Source organism: Paenibacillus sp. RC21 (genome assembly GCF_044907935.1).
Lineage (GTDB): Bacteria > Bacillota > Bacilli > Paenibacillales > Paenibacillaceae > Paenibacillus > Paenibacillus terrae_A.
This window is the reverse complement of record NZ_JBIYCS010000002.1, coordinates 632410-652418: the sequence shown is the minus strand read 5'-3', so window position 1 is coordinate 652418 and position 20009 is coordinate 632410. Positions and strand designations below refer to the sequence as shown.

19 protein-coding genes are annotated in these 20009 nt (G+C 46.6%); 15 read left to right on the top strand and 4 right to left on the bottom strand.

Annotated features, from left to right (window positions below; genetic code table 11):
- Nucleotides 1-11 precede the first annotated feature (11 nt).
- Nucleotides 12-422: a MarR family winged helix-turn-helix transcriptional regulator gene (locus tag ABIA61_RS08280; protein WP_283652516.1), complete on the bottom strand. Its 411-nt coding sequence runs from the start codon at nt 420-422 to the stop codon at nt 12-14.
- A gap of 230 nt (nt 423-652) precedes the next feature.
- Between ABIA61_RS08280 and pdxR the strand changes: the two genes are divergently transcribed.
- Both pdxR and ABIA61_RS08270 read left to right on the top strand, forming a co-directional pair.
- A complete protein-coding gene (gene pdxR, locus ABIA61_RS08275; protein WP_283652515.1) occupies nt 653-2128 on the top strand; it encodes a MocR-like pyridoxine biosynthesis transcription factor PdxR in 1476 nt (491 codons plus the stop codon).
- A gap of 87 nt (nt 2129-2215) precedes the next feature.
- Nucleotides 2216-2458, top strand: a complete 243-nt coding sequence (locus tag ABIA61_RS08270) for a hypothetical protein (RefSeq protein ID WP_082067272.1) — start codon at nt 2216-2218, stop codon at nt 2456-2458.
- Between the two features lie 62 nt (nt 2459-2520).
- Here the strand turns inward: ABIA61_RS08270 and ABIA61_RS08265 are convergent, their stop codons facing one another.
- The gene (locus tag ABIA61_RS08265; protein ID WP_404580549.1) at nt 2521-4404 is read right to left on the bottom strand and encodes a S8 family peptidase; all 1884 of its coding nucleotides are present in this window, start codon (nt 4402-4404) and stop codon (nt 2521-2523) included.
- A gap of 187 nt (nt 4405-4591) precedes the next feature.
- Between ABIA61_RS08265 and ABIA61_RS08260 the strand changes: the two genes are divergently transcribed.
- The 6 genes from ABIA61_RS08260 to thiI all read left to right on the top strand — a co-directional run bounded on the left by ABIA61_RS08260 (nt 4592) and on the right by thiI (nt 9404).
- Nucleotides 4592-5098, top strand: a complete 507-nt coding sequence (locus ABIA61_RS08260) for a YpuI family protein (protein WP_044648202.1) — start codon at nt 4592-4594, stop codon at nt 5096-5098.
- A 186-nt stretch (nt 5099-5284) separates the two neighbouring features.
- Entirely contained in the window at nt 5285-5512 is a 228-nt protein-coding gene (locus tag ABIA61_RS08255; RefSeq protein WP_149093304.1) for a DUF1540 domain-containing protein, read from the top strand.
- Nucleotides 5513-5557: 45 nt separating this feature from the next.
- The gene (locus tag ABIA61_RS08250; RefSeq protein WP_283652513.1) at nt 5558-5953 is read left to right on the top strand and encodes a hypothetical protein; all 396 of its coding nucleotides are present in this window, start codon (nt 5558-5560) and stop codon (nt 5951-5953) included.
- A 224-nt stretch (nt 5954-6177) separates the two neighbouring features.
- The gene (locus ABIA61_RS08245) at nt 6178-6873 is read left to right on the top strand and encodes a lytic transglycosylase domain-containing protein (RefSeq protein ID WP_404580548.1); all 696 of its coding nucleotides are present in this window, start codon (nt 6178-6180) and stop codon (nt 6871-6873) included.
- 154 nt (nt 6874-7027) lie between these two features.
- Nucleotides 7028-8176: a cysteine desulfurase family protein gene (locus ABIA61_RS08240; RefSeq protein ID WP_404580547.1), complete on the top strand. Its 1149-nt coding sequence runs from the start codon at nt 7028-7030 to the stop codon at nt 8174-8176.
- 1 nt (nt 8177) lies between these two features.
- Nucleotides 8178-9404 (top strand): tRNA uracil 4-sulfurtransferase ThiI, encoded by a 1227-nt coding sequence (gene thiI, locus ABIA61_RS08235; protein WP_404518745.1) that lies wholly within the window; start codon nt 8178-8180, stop codon nt 9402-9404.
- 100 nt (nt 9405-9504) lie between these two features.
- Here thiI and ABIA61_RS08230 read toward each other — a convergent pair whose 3' ends face one another.
- Entirely contained in the window at nt 9505-10191 is a 687-nt protein-coding gene (locus ABIA61_RS08230) for a TerC family protein (protein ID WP_404580546.1), read from the bottom strand.
- Between the two features lie 249 nt (nt 10192-10440).
- Here ABIA61_RS08230 and ABIA61_RS08225 point away from each other — a divergent pair, with 249 nt between their 5' ends.
- From ABIA61_RS08225 to ABIA61_RS08205, 5 genes are all read left to right on the top strand, one after another.
- Complete coding sequence (locus ABIA61_RS08225) at nt 10441-11100, top strand: TerC family protein (RefSeq protein ID WP_283652508.1); 660 nt, start codon at nt 10441-10443, stop codon at nt 11098-11100.
- Between the two features lie 116 nt (nt 11101-11216).
- Complete coding sequence (locus tag ABIA61_RS08220) at nt 11217-11708, top strand: hypothetical protein (protein WP_283652507.1); 492 nt, start codon at nt 11217-11219, stop codon at nt 11706-11708.
- A gap of 294 nt (nt 11709-12002) precedes the next feature.
- A complete protein-coding gene (gene typA, locus ABIA61_RS08215) occupies nt 12003-13844 on the top strand; it encodes a translational GTPase TypA (RefSeq protein ID WP_283652506.1) in 1842 nt (613 codons plus the stop codon).
- Between the two features lie 124 nt (nt 13845-13968).
- Nucleotides 13969-15033, top strand: coding sequence for an LCP family protein (locus ABIA61_RS08210; RefSeq protein WP_283652505.1), 1065 nt, complete (start codon nt 13969-13971; stop codon nt 15031-15033).
- Nucleotides 15034-15409: 376 nt separating this feature from the next.
- Nucleotides 15410-16741: a PhoH family protein gene (locus tag ABIA61_RS08205; protein ID WP_283652504.1), complete on the top strand. Its 1332-nt coding sequence runs from the start codon at nt 15410-15412 to the stop codon at nt 16739-16741.
- A gap of 142 nt (nt 16742-16883) precedes the next feature.
- On the opposite strand, the gene ABIA61_RS08200 is transcribed toward ABIA61_RS08205, so the two are convergent.
- Nucleotides 16884-17972, bottom strand: coding sequence for a hypothetical protein (locus ABIA61_RS08200; RefSeq protein ID WP_404580545.1), 1089 nt, complete (start codon nt 17970-17972; stop codon nt 16884-16886).
- Between the two features lie 298 nt (nt 17973-18270).
- Here ABIA61_RS08200 and ABIA61_RS08195 point away from each other — a divergent pair, with 298 nt between their 5' ends.
- Nucleotides 18271-18921, top strand: coding sequence for an RsfA family transcriptional regulator (locus tag ABIA61_RS08195; RefSeq protein WP_044648191.1), 651 nt, complete (start codon nt 18271-18273; stop codon nt 18919-18921).
- A gap of 126 nt (nt 18922-19047) precedes the next feature.
- Nucleotides 19048-20007 carry a ketopantoate reductase family protein gene (locus tag ABIA61_RS08190; RefSeq protein WP_404580544.1) on the top strand — a complete coding sequence of 320 codons (960 nt, stop codon included), beginning with the start codon at nt 19048-19050 and terminating at the stop codon, nt 20005-20007.
- Nucleotides 20008-20009: the final 2 nt, after the last annotated feature.

Here is a 20009-nt window from a genome sequence, read left to right as displayed (position 1 = left end):
TACATATGAATTCAACTTTTAGAGACAATAAGCTTAATGAGTCGGATAAATTCTTTGGCATCCTGTTCATCCAGCTTGCGAAGAATGCTCTCGGTCCATGCGATTCCTTCATTATACTTGTCAATCATAAATTGCTTGCCTGAATCCGTAATGAATACAATCACCTTACGTTTGTCGGTGACATCGGTATGGCGTACAACCAGACCTTTCTTCTCCAGGCTCTTCAGCGCCGTTGCTACCCGTCCCGTACTGACGGACAAGTATTCGCTCAAGTGGCCCGAGGTAACCCCGTCCTGATTGAAATTCAGACAGATGAGAATCCCCATTTCACCACGTGAGAAGTGTCCTCGTTCCTCTAATGCCGGTTTGCGCGATTTGACAACATACTCGAACAGTTCTTTCGCTAATATCTTATAATCCAATGGTCACAACACCTTCTAACTTTTATCTTATACTATAAGATAATAATGATGCCCGGGTAAAAAGTCAATTCGAGAAAATATGGAATAAAAGAAGCATCCATGACGGGAATACATTGAATGGGATCGATGATCTGGGAAAAAGAAGCTCGTTCGGCCGATTCGCGTCGTCTATCAAGTGATTGAATGTTACAATGGAAGCCAATGGTCAAGATCCTGGAGGGACGATTCCGATGCATATTGAACTCAGCCGCAATAGCAGTGTTAAATTATATTTACAGATTGCCAAAACATTGGCGGACCGTATCCAGTCAGGACTGCTGCCTCAGGGTACAAAGCTTCCCTCTGTCCGCCATTTGTCCAGTCTGCTTTCCGTTAGCCCTGTAACTGTAAGCAAGGCGTATGCGGAGCTGGAATCCATACATCTTGTGGTGTGTACACAGGGAAAGGGATGCTATGTAGCCGAACCTTCTGTGTCATTGCATCGTGAGGAAGCGCTGGATTTATCATGGCAAATGTCGCTGATTGATTACTTGCCGCGTGCACAGTTGTGGAGAAACTTTAATCATAGCCGTCAGGTTCCCTATTCATTTCATATTGCGGCAGTTCAGCCAGAGCTTCTTCCCACTCGTGAAATCATTGACGATACCCGACGTTTATCCTCCGAAGATCCCGATGCGATGGCTGTTTACGGCACCTTCGAAGGGGATGTAGAACTGAGGGAAGTATTTGCAGTTCACCTGAGCGAACGTGGAGTCCGTACTGAAGCAGAACATCTGCTTGTGACAAGCGGTGCCCAACAGGGGATTGATCTTGTGGCGCGTACGTTCGTTGGCCCTGGTGACGTCGTCTATATGGAGGCTCCTACGTATACGGGTGCGATTGATGTATTCACCAGCCGAGGTGCCAAGGTGGTCATGATTCCGATGGATGAGCAGGGCATGCGCATGGATATCCTGACACGCCTCTGTGACACTCATCCTCCAAAGCTGATCTATACGATACCTACCTTTCATAATCCCACTGGAACAACCTTAACGACGGTCAGACGCATGCAACTTCTGGATCTGGCGCAAAGTTATCATTGTCTGATCGTCGAAGATGATCCGTTTTCTGATCTGTACTACAAAACAAAGCCGCCGCTTTCCATCAAGGCGCATGATTTGTCCGGACATGTGATTTATATTAAAAGCTTCAGTAAAACCGTCGCTCCCGGCTGTCGCATCGCTTGTGTAGTGGCTACAGGAAGTGTGCTGGACCGCCTTGTGGCAGCCAAGTCAACTACGGATCTGGGAAGCCCTCTGTTGACGCAAAAAGCATTGTTACCTTTCATCAGGCATCGGCTGGATAACCATCTTGTCTCGTTAAGAGATCAAATGCAGGACCGTCTGACAACTGCTTTGCACACACTCCAGCGCTTTGCCCCTGCAGAAGTCACCTGGCAAGCACCTGAGGGTGGTCTTAATATATGGATAAAACTCCCGCCTGTTGTTGATATCGCAGAGCTGGGACGATTAGCTGATCGGGAAGGCATATCTTTTTTACCCGGCGGGGTATGTTATGCAGGTGGTATGGAAAGCAATCATATTCGTATTTCCTTTTCATACACGGCCAAGGACACACTCGAAGCAGGATTGCGCAAGTTATGCCGCTTGCTGGGAGAACTGCTTGACCGCTCGGTCATCATGGAACGAAGGCCTATTTTGTAAGGATATTTGTAATAGGGGGTAATCATCCAATCACAGGGAGCCCCTTCGCAATATGCTGTACTAATTCACCGAAAGGAGTTGCACATTATGAGTCATTGCCCTAACGAACCGATCGTGTGCCCGCCGATCCAATTTGTAAATCATCAATTTTTCCCACAAGTGGTGCCTGTTATTCATCCGATTGAAATTATCAACCAAGCGCACATTATACCTGTACCACACCATGTATTCCCAGTGACTGTAAAAGACCCTTCTGATCCTTGCTGTCATACCCGCAGTCATACTCGCAGTAATGGCAAGCGTCAGGTACGTAGCAGCTCTAAGCGCTAAGGGATTACAAAAAAGCAGCCATGGAGCGTACATGGCTGCTTTTTGCCCAAACGGAAACTTTTTTACGTTTCCAGCATCTTCAAGAGAGATTTTATCTTGTCACCCAAATGCTGTGGATAAAACTGCAAAGGAACATACGGACGTTGAGCTGCTTTCAACGCCTTATATACATCGATTTGGCCATATCCGAAATATTTGTCATGCCCCGGTGTACCCAAATCAATCACGCTGTTTCTCATCAATTCCATGACCTCTTTGTTCGTCAGGTCGGGGTTGATGGAACGAACGAGGGCCGCAAGCGCTGATACATGCGGACTGGCCATTGAAGTGCCTGAGAGGGCAGCGTATTGGTTCCCCGGATACGTGCTTGCTATGCTTGCGCCGGGGGCCATAACGTCAACATAATCTCCGTAGTTGGAAAAGGAAGCACGGTGCATGGACGCGTCTGTGGCAGATACGGCAAATACTTCAGGATAGGCAGCGGGATAGCCAGGCCGTTCCGTATTATCATTTCCCGTGGCCGCGACTAATACAATATCCTTGTCATAGGCATATTTAATCGCATCGTGCAAAAATTCAGCTTGCGCATAATTGCCGAGGCTCAAATTAATGACCTTGGCTCCATGGTCTGCGGCCCATATAATGCCCTCTGCCACGGAATATGTGGTACCGGAGCCGGACTGATCGAGTACCTTGACTGGCATAACCTTGTTGTACCATGTCATGCCAGCAACACCCTCGCCGTTGTTCACAAGCGCGGAAATAATGCCGGCAACATGCGTTCCGTGACCGACGTCATCGTAAGGCTTTTCCTTCGGGCTGACTACGTTGTGTCCCGCTAGGATTTGGCCCTTTAGATCAGGATGGTCCATATCTACTCCCGTATCCACGACGGCTACGACTACGTTTTTGCTGCCTTTGGATAGCGCCCAGCCCCGGTTGGTTTCAGTGGCCGGCAGATTCCACTGATAGCGGGAAAAGAGCAGGTCATTCGGAATAGAGACATCCGACGCTTTTACGGGTGTTTTTTCATTAGTCAGATACATGTAGTGAGGTTCTGCATATATCGGGTTCCACTTCTGCGAGAAATATTGCTTTAGCTCTTTGAAGTTCATGTTATTCGAATGGAACACATACGTATAACCGAGCTTTCGGCCTGGCTCACAGTTCAAATCTGCTGCAATATCGCGTAATTGCCGTTGATCAGGATTTTGGCGGAAGCGAACGACGATTTCATTTTCAAAATAATGGCTCGCATTTTCATTGTCATGTCCCGTCTTGACAGTAATATCATGCAGTGTGTCGGGATGTACAGATTCGATTTTGTAGCTGCCTTCCTTCGGGTATGGGATCAGGCGCAGGTTTTTACGCTGATGCTTTTCCACGTCACGAAGCACTTGCTGGCTGACCAGCGCGGCAACGCCGTATGTCCCGTCAGTCGATGGCTCTGCCATGACAAAATATTTTCCATCCTCTGCCTGAAAAGCAGCGGACTCGTAAGATTTGTTTTGCAGGACGGAACGGCGAGCCGCAGCCAGGCTGTTTTTGACTTGAATGTGATTAAGCAGACGAGGTTGTGCCTTGCTGCCTGTGTAGGTAGTGCTCTTCCCGTCACGTGTATTGATCCATTGCAGTGTGTGAAGATGACTGTGCGACTGCTGAAGCTTGCGGGCAAAATGCTTTTTCTGATCATTAGTTTTATCATTCAGTTCTCGCATTACGTATTCAATATCCTGCCTCGCATCCATGCGAGTGATGGTATCCGTAGCGGACAAGTCCAAAGCCAACATTCCTTTTTTGAGCTGCTTTTCCTGCTGTGGCACCATTTTTGCCGTATATTCGGGCTGTGGTGTGTGGCGGTGATCTCGGGAAGGCAGCATCAGGGTGATGATAAGCACCCCGGCGGCTGCTCCGATCAGGGGTTTTAACCATTTTTGCCGAGACATGGGACCGTCCTCCTTGGGAGTTTATGAATTTATGGTTTAGCGTGAGAAGGTTGGCATGTTTTTATACCTTTCAATCCTTATTTGTGTTAGGATAAATACTGAAAATTATAGCTCTTTCGGTTAAGAAGGATCTATTTTCGGGTAACCAAATTGATGAAGAAGCAACAAATAAGGGGGAGCTGCATTAATGTCAGCAGTCAACGTACAAAAATTATGTGAGTCGGCGCAGGAGAAACTGAAATCTGCCGTGGAACGGGTGGAAGCATTCCTTAATGAGCATGCACTGCCGGAGCTGGCTGTGGATCGCAGTGAGGAGTCCGTACTCTTTTACAAAGGCTTTTTGTCGGATCTCCGCCATGTCCTTGTTTTTTCCGAAATATCTTATGAAAAGCTGGGTGTGGCTTTGCGCCGTGCCAACTTTGACGTCGATTTTGCGGAAAAGGCATTGTATAACGTTTACCATGACTGCGTGAACAGCTTTTTTTATCCCAAAAATGAATCTTACGCAGAGGATGGACGCTACGCTTATACGGGACAAGATGCTATACGCTTCCGTAAAACGCCAGTAACGCCCGCCCGCGAAGTGATCATGGACATTACGAAAAATTTTGAAGAATTGCGCGATGATCTTGCTTATTATGAAAGTGATTATTTGACTCAGCGCCGGATGCAGACTCGCCGTACACATGCGTAAGCATCTAGCCAGAGATTTTTTTAATTGAAAACAAAAACATATGAGACAAGCAAGCCGTTTCCTGTTTGCTTCCTGCCAGTTTGGAGGAGGTGCCGGAAACGGCTTTTTTCGTATGTCACCAACTGCCATATGCCGTGGCGCATAGGTGAACGCTACGGGGGAGACAATGAATCCGAGGTGATAATCATGAGCCAAGAGGCCAAGCCAATAGTCAAATGCAGCGTAGCCAATTGTCATTATTGGGGAGAAAACAACTTGTGCAAGGCAGATTTGATCATGATAGAAATTGACAGTCATGCAGGAAAAAAATTTGATGAAGAATATGCGGGTGAAAGCTTCAGCTCAGTTGAACGTGACCAGGCTGCAACATCTGCTGCAACCTGTTGCCACACTTTTAAACCAAAGTCCCTGTAAAAATTCATACCGCGAATCATTACGTATTTGGAGGTGCAGTGTATTATGGAGGATCATAAAACTGATAAGCATCAAGACCAAGAGCATTTTAGCCGTGAGCGTGTGGACTACCCCCGTCGCACTCAAGAGCGGTCTGCCAAGCGTCGCAATCACCGGGAGGAATATGCGGCTGAGGTAGCTCCAGGCTCACCAGCCGTGACTCGGCATGAGGACAAGGATGAGCAGCATGTCATAAGCCAAAGTGGACGTATCTCTGGCTATATCGGTCTAGCCGCAGGAATTGCTGCACTGTTTATGTGGTCTATTGTGCTGGGGCCTATTGCTGCAGTGTTGGGCTTTTTTGCTTATGTAAATGGTAACAAAACAACAGGTATTTGGTCGATTGGACTGGGTGCGCTGGCGACATTAAGTTACTTTGCTTTTATTCCGTTTGTTCGTTGATCTCGTGAAGGCACGAAAAGCCAGGTGATCGCTTGCTCTGTTCGAGTAAAATTATAAGCGATCTATTCTGTATTGATCCAGTACCATGAAGCTCCGCTGTCAATTCGACAGATGCGGAGCTTTTTTCCTTAAAAAGTATGGCAGTACATATCAAAACGTTGTATCATAAGCAGTAATGATAGGCTGTTTGGGATATAACAACTAAAGAAAGTTGGGAATGCCACATGCAAATAGATCCGCGCGTGTCCAAGGCCATAATAGATACGCAGTTGTTGAGTAATATAGGTTCCACAGCACAAACGGGTACAACGGACGCTTTTTCCGGATTACTTGAGCAGGCAGGGCAGTTGGAGACAGATGATGCTGCAGCTCGTGTAAATTCAGGGTACGTTACAAGGGATGAAAATGGGTTGCTCTGGCTTCAATTGGGACCATCGAGGGGAACGACTTCGCCATTGGCGGTATATCCTGCTTCCGGCACAGCAACCGATGGGCCGACCAAACCTACAGCTTATGATGATTTCATTAACGAGGCCAGCAATAAATACGGAGTTCCGGTGTCGCTGATTAAAGCAGTCATTGATACAGAATCTTCGTTTAACCCGCTTGTCACTTCTTCAGCTGGAGCCAAAGGGCTTATGCAGCTTATGGATGCTACGGCCCAAGGATTGGGAGTTAGCGATGCGTATGACCCTGCACAAAATATTGATGCCGGAGTTCGTTATTTGTCTTACCAGATTAAGCGTTTTAATGGACAGGAAAATATGGCCTTGGCAGCTTATAATGCAGGCCCCGGACGGGTACAGCGATTGGGCGTGAATAGTGACGAGCAGTTGATGGCTGTGCTGAATATGCTTCCGGTAGAAACGCAAAAGTATATTGCCAAAATTCAGAATGCACGTGAAAAATATACGTTTTAAGCCCTGTAGCTTATAAAGAAAAAACAAAATTTTAATCAGACAGGTCCGCAGGTGGGATCAATATGGGGAAAGGGTGTCACTGTGTAATACAGTGGCCTTTCCCTGTTTTGGTCTTTTTTTGTTGTAGAGGTTGCAGGGCAGAAAGGGGAGTTTCATGAAATATTTTGATTATGCAGCGACAACTCCGCCTTTTGAAGAGGTGATTACGACGATTGCTGAGGTGATGAGACTCCACTACGGCAATCCGTCCTCAATGCATCGGTACGGGGAAGATGCGGATAAGCTGCTTAAGCGTTCCCGGGAGGTTTGTGCTACAGCTTTGGGGGTGCATCCGGCGGAGATTGTGTTCACATCCGGGGCAACGGAAAGCAACAATCTCGCTATTAAGGGAGTGGCCTTGCAGTATCAGGCCAGAGGCAAGCATATCGTTACGGTGTCAACGGAGCATCCGTCGGTGTATGAAGCTTGCAGACAACTGGCAGACCTCGGTTTTGAGGTCACATCTCTGCCCGTTGATGCGGAAGGGCATGTCAGTGCCAAGCAGGTATGTGCAGCTATCCGTAAAGACACGATTTTAGTCAGCATTATGCATGTCAATAATGAGACGGGAAGGGTACAGCCGTTGCATGATATCGGAGTTGCGTTGAAGGAACAGTTCCCACGTGTACTGTTCCATGTTGATGGTGTGCAGGGCTATGGAAAGCTTCCGGTGAATATCCGGGGCTGGAAGGCTGATCTGTACAGCCTGTCCGCACATAAGCTGCGCGGTCCCAAAGGAGCCGGACTGCTTTTTGTTCGGGAAGGTCTGGAGCTTTTCTCGCTGCTTAGCGGAGGTTCCCAGGAGCAGGGATTTCGTGCAGGTACGGAAAATGTTCCGCTGCTTGTCGGTATGTCCAAGGCGGTCCGGCTGGCAGGAGAACGGCAAGCAGAGGCGGCGCAGCGTATGACTGCGTGGAGAGATCGGGTAGCCGCAGAAGTGAAGACGATTCCGCAATTGCGACTGAATAGCGGGCAGGAAGCGCCGCACATTGTCCATTTTTCGTATCCGGGTATGAAGGCAGAGGTGCTGCTGCATACGCTGGAGCAATTGGGCGTGGCAGTATCGACCAAATCGGCTTGTTCCTCCAAATTGGCCGAGCCTAGCCGGGTATTACTGGCGATGGGTCGCAATGAGGCGGAGGCGTCCGGCGGTATTCGGATCAGCTTCGGCGATGAACATACAGAACAGGATATTGACGAGCTTATCCTCGCGCTCCGTCAGGCTGTGGCGCAATTGGAATCCCTTGAAAGGTGGAAACGTTAAAATGCACTATGATATGCTGTTGCTTCGCTTTGGCGAATTTACATTGAAAGGGAAAAACCGCGCCCGTTTTGAAAAAGCGGTACTGAATCACGTGAAACTGTTGCTCAAGCCGTTTCCCGGCGCTTCTCTGCGTAAGGAATTTGGACGGATTTATGTAGTTCTTGGGGGAGAGTCTTATGAGCAGATCATCCAAGTATTGCAAAAGGTGTTTGGTATCACAACCATCAGTCCTGTTAAAATGGCTCCTGTTGAGCTTGACACGATTATTGAGACCGCTGTAGCCTTGATGCGTGAGTTGAATCCGACGGAAGGAACGACTTTCAAGGTAAATGCTCGCAGGGTGTGGAAAGGATTTGCCCATTCCTCTCATGAGATGAATCATTTGATTGGTTCGCCGATACTGCGTGGGTTTCCAGTGTTAAAGGTCGATGTCCGTCAACCGGATATCGAGCTACGGGTGGAAGTCAGAGAGCAGGCGGCTTATATATTTAGCGATATTATTACGGCTGTAGGAGGCTATCCGTTAGGTACAAACGGCAAAGCTATGCTGCTGCTCTCGGGCGGAATCGACAGTCCGGTAGCGGGATGGTCCTCCATGCGCAGAGGATTGGAAATCGAATGCGTCCATTTTTACAGCTATCCGTTTACGAGCGAGCGTGCGAAAGAAAAGGTTATTGACTTGGCGAGGGTATTGGCGGGTTACGCGGGACGCATCAAGATTCATCTCGTACCTTTTACGGAGGTGCAGACGGCTTTTACACGCACTGGACAGGATAATCTAATCATCACGCTGATGAGACGGTCCATGCTGCGTATTGCTACGATGCTGGCGGAGCGTGAAGGCGCGCTGGCGCTTGTGACGGGTGACAGTCTCGGCCAAGTAGCCAGCCAAACTTTATCGAGCATGAATGTGATTGGGCGTTCGACGGAATTACCGTTGCTGCGTCCTCTGGTGATGATGGATAAACAGGAAATTACGGAAATAGCCAAGCAAATCGGCACATACGATCTATCTATCCTGCCGTATGAGGATTGCTGCACATTGTTTGTTCCCAAATCCCCAACGACCAATCCTAATTTATGGGTTGTTCAAAAGATCGAAGCCTCTATTCGGGATTTAAATACTTTGATTGAGCAGGCCGTGGCTATAACGGAGACTGTTGTTCTTGAGGCAGATGGGGCTATAGAGGGACGTAAAGAGGAAGTTGTGCAAGAGGATTGGTTTTAAAATCTTTTAAGATGCTACGCTTAGCGGTATATAAAAAGGCAGATCCATCGACTAAAGTCGGGTCTGCCTTGTCTATAGATGTATGAGTTTTTTCTTAAAATTATTTCAAAACCGCTTTTTTTCGGCTGGATATGGCTCTGCGGTTTTGAAGATAGCCTGTGAGCAGAATACCAGCCATCACTGTGGCAACAAACAGGATACGCAGTGCGGGGTGCTCGGTAAAGTATGGCTCCAGCTTGCGTTCTTCGGTAATCATATTGGAGGCGGTATAGCCAAGCACAGCCGAGCCCAAATAGATGATCCAGGGGAATTTGTTAATAAGCTTGATGAAAAGAGTGCTTCCCCATACGACAATCGGCACGCTGATCAGCAGACCGAGTACCACCAGTATCAAATGCTGTTGGGCAGCGCCTGCGACGGCAATTACGTTGTCCAGCCCCATGGCTGCATCGGCTACAACGATGGTGCGGATAGCCCCCCATAAAGTCGTTCCGGCTTTGACTTCGGCGTGATCCTCTTGATCTACCAGCAGCTTATATGCGATCCAGATCAGCATTACACCCCCGACGAATAACAGCCACGGCACTTGAAGCAGCCAAAGCACCACAATCGTGGCGGCTATACGAATGAGTAGAGCACCTCCGGTACCGTACAGTATCGCTTTTTTTTGCGTTTCGGGCGGAAGCTTTCGGGCGGCAAGTCCAATTACAATAGCGTTATCTCCTGCAAGCAGAAGGTCAATAAATATCACATTAAGCAGTAGCCCAAAAAACTGAAATCCGGACATGTCAATCGTTCTCATCTCCCTGATTAAACAACCTAAGTTCAGTATGCTCTGTTTATGATTAATACCCGTTTTTCGGAAATACGATTCATTATATTGCTGTTTGCTACTGATTTCAAGGATTATGCTCAACAAATCTGGTATTGATTTTTAATAAATTATGGCTATTGATGAATGAAATGATTAGATTCCAAGTACACAGCATAGCCTCGTCCTATTTCGCATACAAGTAGCATGGGGGTGTTTGTACACATGGAGCATATCATTTTGCTGTTGAAAATATTAATGATCAATTTGGTGTTAAGCGGTGATAATGCGGTTGTTATAGCCATGGCGAGCAAAAACTTGCCTGCAAGGCAGCGGAGTCAAGCAATATGGTGGGGAGCGCTCGCCGCAGTTGTCCTGCGCTGTGTGTTGACTTTTGCAGCTGTCCTTTTGCTAGGCATACCCTTTATTCAGGCGGCGGGCGGTCTGCTTCTGTTATGGATTGCGTTTAAGCTGCTTTATGAGAATAACGATAATGTGGGAGTAAGAGCAGAAACAAGCATATGGAAGGCTATACAGGTGATTCTGGTAGCGGATTTTGTGATGAGTCTGGATAATGTATTGGCTATTGCAGCACTTGCAAATGGGGATATTGCCATCATTGTCATCGGTATTGCAATTAGCATTCCAATTGTGGTGTGGGGGAGCAACGTTATTGCAGTCTGGCTTCACCGTTTCCCTGTACTTGTTTTACTCGGATCTGCAATATTGGCTTTCACGGCAGGTGAAATGCTACTGCGTGATCCCAGACTGGGAGCGTGGTTAGCCGGGCCTGGGGAAGTTTTACATTCATGGTTGCCGGGATTGCTGGCCGCCGCAGTTGTAATTGCAGGAATATTCCAGCAGTTGCAAGCCCGCCGTATTTGAACGTAGTTTTTTTGGAAAACATCGGCTAAACTAGACATAGAGCTTTTGCAAACGCCGGGGAATCTACTCGGTTTTTGTAAAAACACTATAAAATCCAGCAAATAAAGGAGACCACGATGAATTCCGGAAAAGAGCGTATGATCGGATTGGGCATCATTGCCGTAGGACTGATTATTTTGTTGGGAAAACTGGGGGTCTTCTCCTTTTTGGGACAAAACTTCTGGCCCTTGCTGATTTTAATACCTGGTATTATATTGCATGCGATGTACATGATGCGTAAGGTTTCTCCCATTATGCTGCTGCCGGCCGGGATTTTGTCGGTGTACGGTTTTTTATTTTTTCTCTGTAATACATGGGGCTGGCATCTGATGGCCTATCTATGGCCTTTGTTACTGCTGGGTGTGGCAGTTGGATTATGGGAATACGCTATTAATGATATAACGCTGCCTCGCACTGTATATACAGGGAGCATGATTTTGGGACTCGTTTCGGTACTTCTACTGATTATTAGCATGTTGAGGACCGGAATGATTTATGTTGTTGCAGTTGTATTGATCGGTGCAGGGATATGGCTGATGGTTAACAATCGTACCAAACGTAAATGGTGAAACGACAAGCAGTGCAAAATTTATGGCGGTAAATTACGGAACAGCCAATAATGTCTTGCTTTATGACATATTTCAACTATAATATAATGGATATGATAAGAGCGTCGGAATGTTTTCTGACGCTTATTTTAAGGTTTTCACGCGAATCGGAAAGAGAAGCTGCCTGCACAAAGCCTGAAATATACAGAGGGTTAGCAGGGAGCGGGCCTGAAGAACGATTGTTAGCCTTGGATAAGCATTACTTTCAGGATAGAGACACTATTTTGATATACGGAAAGGATATGGATACAAACCATGCATGCAAGAGAGAACATTCGCAATATTGCAATTATTGCCCACGTCGACCACGGCAAAACGACGCTTGTCGACAAGCTTCTTCAACAGTCCGGAACATTTAGAGACCACGAGGCTGTTCAGGAGCGCGCCATGGACTCCAACGATCTGGAGCGTGAACGCGGTATTACGATTTTGGCAAAAAATACAGCTATTACGTACAAAGATTATCTGATTAACATTGTGGATACACCGGGACACGCCGACTTTGGCGGCGAAGTGGAACGGATTATGAAAATGGTTGACGGTGTTTTGCTCGTCGTTGATGCTTACGAAGGTTGTATGCCGCAGACTAAATTCGTACTGCGTAAAGCGTTGGAGCAAAACCTGACGCCAATCGTTGTTGTTAACAAAATTGACCGTCCGGCAGCTCGTCCAGCCGAAGTTATTGACGAAGTACTCGATCTGTTCATCGAGTTGGGTGCGAGTGATGAGCAGTTGGAATTCCCTGTTGTTTATGCTTCAGCACTGAACGGAACATCCAGTTTGGACGCCGAAAAGCAAGATGATAACATGCAGGCATTGTACGAAACCGTTGTGGATCACATCCCAGCTCCAACGGAGAAAATAGATGAGCCTCTTCAATTCCTCGTAACACTGATGGACTATAACGAATATCTTGGCCGCATTGCAGTTGGTCGTGTAAACCGCGGTATTATCAAGCAGGGACAAGCGGTTACGGTTATGCAGCGTGACGGCAGCAGCAAATCAGCGCGTATTGAGAAGCTGTTCGGTTTCCAAGGTCTGAAACGGATTGAAACCGATCAAGCGGGCGCTGGTGACATTGTGGCTATTGCAGGGATCAAGGATATTAACATCGGAGAAACGATTGCCGATCCAAACCATCCTGAAGCTTTACCTGTACTCAAGATTGATGAGCCAACGCTGCAAATGACCTTCCTGGTTAATAACAGCCCATTCGCAGGTCGCGAAGGTAAATGGATCACATCCCGTAAACTCCGCGAACGTCTTCTGAAAGAACTCGAAACTGATGTCAGCTTGCGTGTCGATGAAACCGACAGTCCTGACGCATTTATCGTATCCGGACGTGGTGAGTTGCATCTGGGTATCCTGATTGAAAACATGCGTCGTGAAGGTTATGAACTGCAAGTGTCCAAACCGGAAGTAATCGTGAAGGAAATCGATGGCAAGAAAATGGAGCCAATCGAACGTCTCCTCATTGATATTCCTGAAGAAAGCATGGGCGCAGTTATGGAAAGTCTGGGTTCCCGCAAAGCTGAAATGGTCAACATGATCAACAACGGCACCGGACAGGTTCGTCTGGAATTCCTGATTCCTGCACGTGGTCTGATTGGTTACACTACGAACTTCCTGACTTTGACTCGTGGCTATGGCGTAATGAACCATGCGTTTGACAGCTATGGTCCATTTGTTGGTGGTCAAGTCGGTGGACGTCATCAAGGCGTACTTATTTCGACGGAAAATGGAAGCACTACATTCTATGGAATGATGGGTGTAGAGGATCGCGGTATTCTGTTCCTGGAGCCGGGTACTGAGATTTATGAAGGTATGGTCGTCGGAGAGCATACACGTGATAACGATATCGTTGTTAACATTTGTAAAGAGAAGCAATTGACGAACGTCCGCTCCGCAACAAAAGACGATACCGTAAAACTTAAAACGCCTCGTATCTTCTCTTTGGAACAGGCGCTCGAGTATTTGAATGATGATGAGTATTGTGAAGTTACACCTAATGCTATTCGTTTGCGCAAAAAGATTTTGAACAAAAGTGAGCGCGAGCGTGCAGAAAAACAGCGTAAAACAGCACAAGCAAATTCGTAATTGATTGGATTGGTTTTGGCCACAGCGGCGACGCCCGGCAACGGGATGCGCCGCTGTATCTGTTTTAGGATTGTAAACTTGGAGAAAGTTTTATTTCTAAAAACGCAGGAAAAGGTGTTGAAGCATGAGTAATCTTTCTAACGGATTGCCTCCCCGGACACAAAGCGGGAAAAAATCCGCCAAACCGAAAAAAACGAAAAAGAAAAAAAGCTTTTTCAGATCGTTTATGAAGTTTGTTCTGTTTCTGCTCATTATAGGTATCTTGGCGGCTGGCGGTTATGCCTATTACCTATACAATCAGGTAGAGGAAGTTTTGGATACGGGGATCAATAAGGAAGTGCCCAAAACACAATTGGCCGAGGCCAAGCCTTTGACCATTTTGTTGCTTGGAACGGATTACCGCCCTGATCATCCAACTTATTTGTCGGACGTTATTATGGTAGCTACACTGAATCCGAATACCAAGTCATCTACAATCGTGTCGTTGCCGAGGGATACGCGACTGGAACTGGATGGATATAAACCTCGTAAGCTGAATGAGTACTATCCGGTGTTCAAGGCCAGAGAGAAAGAGTCTGGTGAAGTCGCTGAAGAGCAAATGAAGAAGATGGTCGGCAAATATTTGAATATTGACATCGATTATGTGACGGTTATTAACTTCCAGGGCTTCAGAGATGTTGTGGATAATTTAGGTGGCGTAGATGTTACGGTCGACAAAAATATGTGTTACCGTGACAGTGCAGATGGTACTAACATTAACTTGAAGGCTGGAGCACAACATTTGAACGGTGATCAGGCCCTTGATTTTGTTCGTTACCGTAAATCAAACTGTCGCCCGAGAACAGCTGAATCTGATGATTTTGATCGCAACCGTCGACAAAATCAGGTGCTTCATTCCTTAATTGACCAAATGCAGTCCTTCAGTGCTCTAAGTAAATTCAGTGCAATTATTAAATCTGTTGATAAGAATTTGATGACAGATATTGAATCTCAGCAAATGAAAAATCTCGTACAGACCTATTGGAATATTTCCAAGCAAAATGTGAAATACAATCCGGTAGCAGGAACATGGCGCAGTCCTTATGTCTATATTGATGAGAAACAGCTTGAATTGGCCAGACAATCCTTGCAAGAGGAGCTATCAAAAAAAGCGAGCGACAATAATACTGTCTCTTCTTCCAATTCTTGAGTGTGTATCTTTCTTCCCTCTTATGTTATACTCGCAGCGAGTAAAAGCTCTATTGCATAAGGGGGTTGAGGTATGTCTGAATGGGTAGCACGCCAAGTATATGGTTTTGACATTCATACCCGTTTGCTGTCTAAGGTTGTTAGCTTTTTCTGTAATGAAATGAATGAAATAAGTAAGGTCCAGTGAGTGATCACTGGGCCTTTTGTGTCTGATCCAAAGGTGTACAGGCTCTAAGGCTCTAATTACCTACCAACTTTTCGTTGTTTAACGCTGCTGCTGGGGTCTTTTTTCAGGGAATCAGCAAGTATTGGCTACCCGGTGAATAGGTATAGGTATGAAACACGAGATTGTCCACGCCGCTTTGGAGGGGATCTAAATGAAGAAAATTTTTGTGCTGGATACGAATGTGCTACTGCATGATCCGAAAGCCATCTTTACCTTCAAAGAACATGAAGTGGTTATTCCAGCTGTTGTTCTGGAAGAAATCGACTCCAAAAAACGCAACGCGGATGAGATTGGACGGAATGCCCGCAACGTATCACGATTGCTGGACGGGTTGAGGAAAGTAGGACATCTGCACAGCGGTGTTCCGCTTCCGCAAGGTGGGAGGCTCAAGGTTGAATTAAATCATCGGAGCTTTTTGAAAGTTCAGGAGATGTTCGGGGAAGTTTCGAACGATAATCGAATTTTGGCGGTCGCCTTGAATTATCAGTTGGAGGAGCAGGAACTGCCTGAACCGCGTTCGGTGGTGCTGGTTAGTAAAGATGTGCTGGTGAGAATCAAGGCAGATGTGTTGGGACTGCTGACCGAAGACTATTTATCCGACAGAACCGGTGATCTGAGTGAGCTATATCCCGGGTACTCGGCAATTCAGGTGCATCCGTCCATCATAGATGAGTTTTATTCCAATCGTTTTTTACCGATTAAGCCATTGGAGCTGTCTTATACGCTATATCCTCATGAATTCGTTATTCTAAAGGACGAGATGGGGACTGGAAAATCAGCATTGCTGAAAGTAAACCAGGAAGCAGACCGATTAGAGCCTCTGTATTTAAGCAATGAACCTGTGTGGGGGATCAGTGCGCGTAATGCCCAACAGCGGATGGCGCTGGAGCTATTGCTTAATGACGATATACCGCTGGTGACGATTACCGGAAAAGCAGGTACAGGCAAAACGTTGCTGGCGCTCGCTGCTGGTCTGCTCAAGGTAGAGGATGAACATCGCTTCAAGAAGCTGCTAATCGCCCGTCCTGTCGTTCCTATGGGCAAGGATATCGGTTATTTACCGGGAGAAAAGGAAGAAAAGCTTCGTCCGTGGATGCAACCGATTTACGACAATCTGGAATATTTGTTTGATACCAAAAAATCAGGCGATATTGATAAAATTTTGATGGGCTTGGGCAGCATTCAGGTGGAGGCGCTCACTTATATTCGCGGGCGTTCAATACCTGGACAATTTATTATTATTGATGAGGCACAGAATTTGTCGCGGCATGAAATCAAAACAATCGTGTCCCGTGTAGGTGAGGGGAGTAAAATCATCTTGATGGGAGACCCGGAGCAAATTGATCACCCCTATCTGGATGCTGCCAGTAACGGCTTGACGTATGTAGTAGAACGCTTCAAGCAGGAAGGGATTAGCGGGCATATCATGCTGGAAAAAGGAGAGCGCTCCAAGCTGGCGCAGTTGGCAGCCGATCTGCTGTAGAAGCTCATATCACTACCCCATGATAAGGATGTTTATATACTGCGTAGTATTTGTTGTAAATAAGAAGACCTCGGGAACATCCCGGGGTCTCTTATTTTTGTCCATGTATTATTTATGATAGCAATACAAGGGTGTCAAAGCCTTACTTCAGGCTCAATTCGAGCTTAACCTCAAGTATTCCGGCTATGGTGCGTACCTCTGTAGCTTTGACATAAGAAATGAGTTGCTGCGGATAGAAGCCTAGATCAAAATCCTTTTCCAGCTTGTTACGGGTCGTATCTGGTAGCTCCAGCCCGTTAAAGACCAGGCGATCCACATGGAATAAAATTGCATTTTGTGGTTCATTCTCTACCGTGTAGTGCCCCTCTACCCTTAATTTCATGGTGCCCTGTTGGCCTTCTACAACAATACGATCCTGCCCGAAGGAAAAGTTGAAGTGATTAAATAATTCATTTTCCGATTTCAGAAAACGGTTAAAATCATCCTCACGTATGCTTATCGTAATGACTTTGCCGTTTGTAATCATGGCTCCTTGCTGTTGTTGAATAAATTGAGGCAAATCCTGCATCGCTTGAGCCAGCGCTTTAAAATGCTTGTTCACCTCGTAGACGCCTACATTCTCCCAATAAGCTGTCATTTCGCCGATCAGCTTGCGTAGAGTATCCGGGTCCTTGCTGGCGTTAACACCGTCATTTACACGCGCTTGAAGCAGGACAATACGCTTACGTTGTTCCAGCAGGTTTGTTTTGACGGTTTCCAAATCTGTTGAAGCCCGGGTGACCTGTTCTTCTGTTTTTCGCATATTCCGATAATTGGACTCGTATTCTTGAAGTACATCCTGATCGTGGCTAATCAGCAACAAGTAGTAATCGTACAGGGAGAGAAGCTGTTTTAGACTTTTGGCACCCAGTACTACACTGAGCAGCTTGTCCCTTTCACCCATATAATAGGAGCGCAGCACAGAACTCGCGCGTTTCCTTTGCATAGTCATCTGTTCCTGCTGAGTGGCAAGATTGCTCCTGAGTTCCTGCTGACGTTGTAAAAGCATCTGCTGTTCATGGCTGATCCGCTCAATTTCATGATCAATCTCGACGATTGACAGACTATCCTGCAAAATCCGGTTTGCCTCTTCTGAAGGAGCTCCCAGAACAGGATGTGCTGACATGGAGGTCCAAATCATAATGATGGTCAGCAGAACACAACTTATCATTTTTAGAGTGGGTCTGATCATTGGTTTTCCCCTTTTGTGTATTACCGAAAAAAGTCTAACAGTAATATATATGTGCCTTTCTTATTCTTTAACCATTTCATTTATTGTACAGCAGCCAGAGGATGCTTGAAACCCGAAACTATATTTGTCCACGTATGAGTTCTTATAGAAATGGAAATACAATTTAGTATCAAATAGATTCTATGAACTCTACGAGAGGCATAGAAATGAATAAACAGCTTTTATACCCTATTCAAATACCGGTAAGGCCGGTTCATGAAGACGGTTATTTCAGGATGTTGTTAGGAGGGCTAGAGGCATGACTGCAATAAGACAAGATGCATGGAGTGTTGAAGATGATCTGATACTGGCGGAGGTGACATTGCGTCATATCCGGGAAGGTGGAACACAGCTCGCTGCATTTGAAGAGGTTGGGCAAAAAATAGGAAGAACCTCCGCAGCATGCGGCTTCCGCTGGAACAGTTGCGTGCGCAAGCGTTATGATGAAGCCATCAGCATTGCTAAAGCGCAACGTCAAAAACGCAGTTATATTCGCAAGCAGAGTCCGGTTGGTGTATCTCAGGTGGCAGCTTTTGCCACGCTTGATACGGCTGAAGGGCTATACAGAGCGGATGGAACGAGTGAGGATACGTTGTCCATCGACGCAGTGATCCGTTTTTTGCGTCAATGGAAGGGATCTGTACAGGAAACCAATCGACAGATCAAGATGCTGGAAAAAGATTTACGTGAAAAGGAAGAGGAATTAAATCAACTTCGCTCCATTAATGATCGGTTGTCCAAAGAGGTTAATGAGGTGCAAACCGACTATCGCGTCGTGAATGATGATTACAAAGCCTTGATTCAGATTATGGACCGGGCCCGCCGTTTGGCTTTAATCACTGAGGATGAGGAAGAGCTTAAATCCAGATTCAAAATGGACGCCAATGGGAACCTGGAGCGCATTGAGTAGCAAAATTACAGCAGCAAATATTAAATAGAACGTCAACTCACGCTTTGCCGTAGTTGGCGTTTTTTGTATTTCTCTAGAGTGCATATGATATAGTAGAAAAAAAGATGGAAGAGAGACGATACATAGGTGATTGATATTATTGGAGCAGGTTCGCTCGGATTGTTGTTCGCTGGAAGGCTGGCAGCCTCAGGTACAAAAGTAAGGCTATGGACACGAACGCTTGAGCAGGCACGTATCATTGCATGTGAGGGGATTACTGTGCTTGAAAAAGAGGGACAGGTTGCTGTTCATGTGATTGGAGATACATTGAAGGTAGCGCCGTTGGCAGATTGGCAACGCTTGAATTCACAGGTTCCGGCACGGTGGATTTTGATAATGACTAAACAGGGGGCGATTGGGGAAGTGCTGGAGCAGATTAAATCTGCGGCTAATACAGAAAGCGATATCGGAATTGTTTGCTTACAGAACGGAATCGGACATATAGAACGAATTAGACAAGCCTATCCTGAAGCGGTGGTATACCCTGCGGTAACGACCGAAGGAGCCAAGAGAATGGGAGTAGCATCCGTCGTGCATGCCGGGCTGGGGGCTACGGAGATTGGCTGTCCGGATGAGCTGGAGGAGAAACAGGTCGGGAGTTTCGAACAATATGTGCTAAATCGGCTGCTTACAGCAGGATTTGACGTTTGCTTGTCGAAAGAAATCGAGAACGGTATATACCGCAAGTTGCTAATCAACGCTGTGATTAATCCGCTGACAGCAATATGGCGAATCCCCAATGGAGAGCTGCTTTCCGATCCGGGCCGTATACATATGATGCGCAAGCTATACGAAGAAGGCATTCAAGTGTACGAAGCCAATGGTATTCGGTGTGACAGCGCATGGTGGGATCAGATTATGAAGATTTGCCGGGCAACGGCAGAGAATCAGTCGTCTATGCTGGCCGATGTGCTTGCACATTCCATGACAGAGGTTGCTTCCATTAATGGACAACTGGTGCAGATGGCAGAGCAAGCGGGGGTTACTGCACCAACCCATGCGGTATTATGGCAATTAATTGAGGGCATGCGGCTAAAAGAGGGGTGATC